Origin of the sequence: Ectobacillus funiculus, assembly GCF_004138295.1 — a bacterium.
Lineage (GTDB): Bacteria > Bacillota > Bacilli > Bacillales > Bacillaceae_G > Ectobacillus > Ectobacillus funiculus.
On record NZ_SCFM01000101.1, the window covers coordinates 1 to 3,284 of the forward strand.

Here is a 3,284-nt window from a genome sequence, read left to right on the forward strand (position 1 = left end):
CGTGTCAACGGTACCGGACCGGACCCGGAAGGGAACGGGAGGATAAGGAGTGGACACGGTCACTACACCAAGACCCTCTTGGATTGTTAAAACGGTTACCGTTTTGACCTGCCTACCGGCGAGGGAGCCCCCTCAAAACATGAGGGGGTTGGGGGAGTTTTTTGGAGGGGGTCAAGGGGAAGGTTTCCCCTTGCGGGTTTGGGCAGCGCCCAAGGTTTTCTGGGGTTTGGGGCGTGCCCCAACAAGCTTATTTGGGTACCAAATATAGAGCTTGCCAACCTTCTGTTATCATGATAGCATTGGATAATACTGGTAACATTATCCAATGGGGATGATGACTCAAATGGGGACCATTTGATGGAAGGGCGGTCGTTTGATTTTGGGAGAGAACAGGAAAGAGAGTCGACAGATTAAATTTCGTGTGAGCGACGACGAATTTGAAAAGCTGGAGCAGATCGCGAACAGCTTTCAAATGAGTGTGCCTGCCTTCGTAAAGGCAAAGGCACAAGGTGCGAGAATGCGACCTCCGAAGATTGATAGAGAGGGAGCGTTCGAGATAGCCCGAGAATTGCGCTCTATTGGCGTAAACGTGAATCAGATAGCAAAACGCCTGAATCAAGGGCAAAACGTCTCTATGGAGCAATTAGAGGGCTTAGAAAGGAAGTTGAATGAAATATGGCAACAATTCAACTCAGCACTACAAAAGTAGCAAATAGATTGCTCTCTTACGCTGAGAAAAGGGCTATGGAGCGTTCAGGGGTGGATTGTCCTGCAGAATATGCAAAATCGCAATTTAAGGCTACTAGAGAGTTATGGGGAAAAACAGAGGGAATACAAGCCCATCATGTGATTCAATCATTTAAGCCAGGAGAAGTGACTCCTGAATTAGCAAATCAAATGGGACAAGATTTAGCGAGAGAGATTGCCAAAGGGTATGAGGCAGTCGTGTATACCCATACTGACAAAGAACACATTCATAATCACATTGTCATTAATTCCGTTAGTTTTGAGGATGGAAAGAAGTATCAGGCACACGGAAAACAGGCCATTGAGAAAGTAAGGGAAGTAAGTGATCGTCTGTGTTTAGAAAGAGGGCTGTCTATTGTGCAAGAACCGGCAAAAGAACGATATCATCGAGCAGAATATGGTCTTGCAAAACGTGGGGAAATGAGTTGGAAAGATGAAATCAGGGAAGCTGTAAAACTAGCACGAGATAACAGCAGCTCTTTACAAGAAATGAAGACATATTTACAAGATAAATTTGAAATTGAGATGAAGATCCAGAACAAGAATGTTAGCTTTAAGCATCCAGAGCAGCAGCGATTTGTGAGAGGGACAAAATTAGGTCACGATTATGAAAAAGGGGTGCTAGAAGATGGCTTTGGTAGACAAATTGAATCGAGTAAAAAGCGAGGAGTCACCGAATTACCAAGTTCCACTAGAGAAAGAGAACGAGACAGTCATTCAACTAGTCAAAGAGTTGCAGAGGAATTTGGAGGACAATCAAAAACTTATGGACATTCTGAAGGGCTACGTCAGCGTTCAGATGGACAAACAAACCGTAGCGAAAGTAACGATAGAACAAGAGTTAGCGCAGATAAAGGGAACGAGCGAAACCGTTCAACAGGGAATGATTTCGATATTGAAAAAGCAAGAGCTGCTCTTGCAGGGGAGCAACGCAGCCTTGCAGAAGGTTTTGGTAAATGGCAAGAACGAAATGATGCAAAACAACGCTCAAACGATTCAGCAGCTTCAAGAGATCCAAAGCAACCTGAACAAGCAAATGAACGAGATAAAAATCGACATGCAGACCGAGATCAAAAACATGAGAAACAACGTGCAAGACAGCGTAAGCGAGTTAGAACGCAAGACTTTGAACTTGGTAGGTAATGCTAGAAAAAACATTTTTCTTAACGATTGGTTAGATGTAGCGAAATATGGCCTAGGAACGGCTGTATTCGTTGTTCCGCTGTATATAGGGGTAAAGTATCTGTTTTCTCTTTTGGGTATTTCTATGCCTTGAAAAAGGGTGTCAAAATGAACATGGATACTGATAGACTAAGAATAAAAAAAACACTAGTTTTCACCAGTGCTAGTTAAAAAGGATTATAATAGATTACGTGGAATGACAAATGTAGACGTAAAAAAACCCCTCGGCGTCCAAACTTTGGGGTTTTTTTACAAAAAATTGGATGAAGGGGTTAATCCCTTAGTAAGTATGTATATATTCTATCATAAGTGGGTTAGCTCCTTCTAGTAGCGAAGGAGAGGAAATTTTTATGAGTCGTCGTGTGGAAGAAACTCAAAAAGAGCTTGAAAGGAAGCTTAAGAAAGAAAAATTTGAAGAACTTCCAGAAGGAGTAAAGGCTATTATTTCTGCTACATCAGAAGCTTCTAAGCGGTCAAGATCAAGGGATATTGAAAGTAGTAAAATATTAAGTGATAAAGAGATGGAGATTGCTAACGAATTACAGGCGAAGGCTCAATCTAAAGGCATGAAGCTTGTCCCCGAAAAAAAAGTAAAAAATAGAGGGAGATTTGTGCAGATTTCACAGGATAATTTGAAAGTTTTAATGGAAAATCAGTACTTGAAGAATGAAGAAATTACATTCTTGTTTAGAATTATGCCTTACATTGGTATTCGTTCAAATTGCATCATTGATGATATACATAAGAAAGATCCTGTTCCTCTAACTCAATCAGATATAGCTAAAGTGATTAAAGCTAGCAGAACAAATACAACAAGGCTTATTAATCAACTGATTGATAAAGGTATTATTGCTAAAGCAGAAACTTTTAAAGACCATACAAACGCTAGAAGTTATGCTTTGTTTTTAAATCCTAACATTATTTATTCTGGTGATAGGGATAATGTAAATGACACGTTAAAGATTATGTTTGAAAAAGCTAATAAAAGAAGTGAACTTAAAAATTTACCTCAAAAATTTTGTTAAAAGGCTTGATTTTTCAAGTCTTTTATTTTTTTTGAAATTCATATGTATTGAATTCAATACACATATGTATTGAATTCAATACATATGAAAAACACTATAAATGTTGATATAACAAGCTTTCATAATTGTTTTCAAACACTTACTATCTCACTCTCTATTAAAGCTAAAAATTCCGCAAGGAACGGGTAGTATTTTTTGAGAACCCCGCTCAAAAAATCTCCACCCTCAACCAAGAAAAAGCCGGCTCCTTAATCGTCGCCTAATGGCTATTGCCATTTCTTTTTCTTGGTTGTCCTTGCACAATTTTTTTCGGCTCGTTTTGGCTCTTTC

At 39.6% G+C, this 3,284-nt stretch carries 3 protein-coding genes; all 3 read left to right on the top strand.

All coding sequences use genetic code 11. From position 1 onward, the window contains the following. The first annotated feature begins 379 nt into the window (after positions 1 to 379). The 3 genes from EP737_RS24745 (at position 380) to EP737_RS24755 (ending at position 2,954) form a co-directional block, all read left to right on the top strand. Complete coding sequence (locus tag EP737_RS24745; protein WP_129732019.1) at positions 380 to 709, top strand: MobC family plasmid mobilization relaxosome protein; 330 nt, start codon at positions 380 to 382, stop codon at positions 707 to 709. Further along, positions 676 to 1,890 (top strand): relaxase/mobilization nuclease domain-containing protein, encoded by a 1,215-nt coding sequence (locus EP737_RS24750; RefSeq protein ID WP_129732021.1) that lies wholly within the window; start codon positions 676 to 678, stop codon positions 1,888 to 1,890. The genes EP737_RS24745 and EP737_RS24750 overlap by 34 nt, the downstream gene beginning before the upstream one ends. A 389-nt stretch (positions 1,891 to 2,279) precedes the next feature. Then, a complete protein-coding gene (locus EP737_RS24755) occupies positions 2,280 to 2,954 on the top strand; it encodes a MarR family transcriptional regulator (protein WP_129732023.1) in 675 nt (224 codons plus the stop codon). Positions 2,955 to 3,284 lie beyond the last annotated feature (330 nt).

Coding starts and splice junctions, on each gene's coding strand:
- EP737_RS24750 (WP_129732021.1), top strand. CDS start 676: ATGGCAACAATTCAACTCAGCACTACAAAAGTAGCAAATAGATTGCTC.
- EP737_RS24755 (WP_129732023.1), top strand. CDS start 2,280: ATGAGTCGTCGTGTGGAAGAAACTCAAAAAGAGCTTGAAAGGAAGCTT.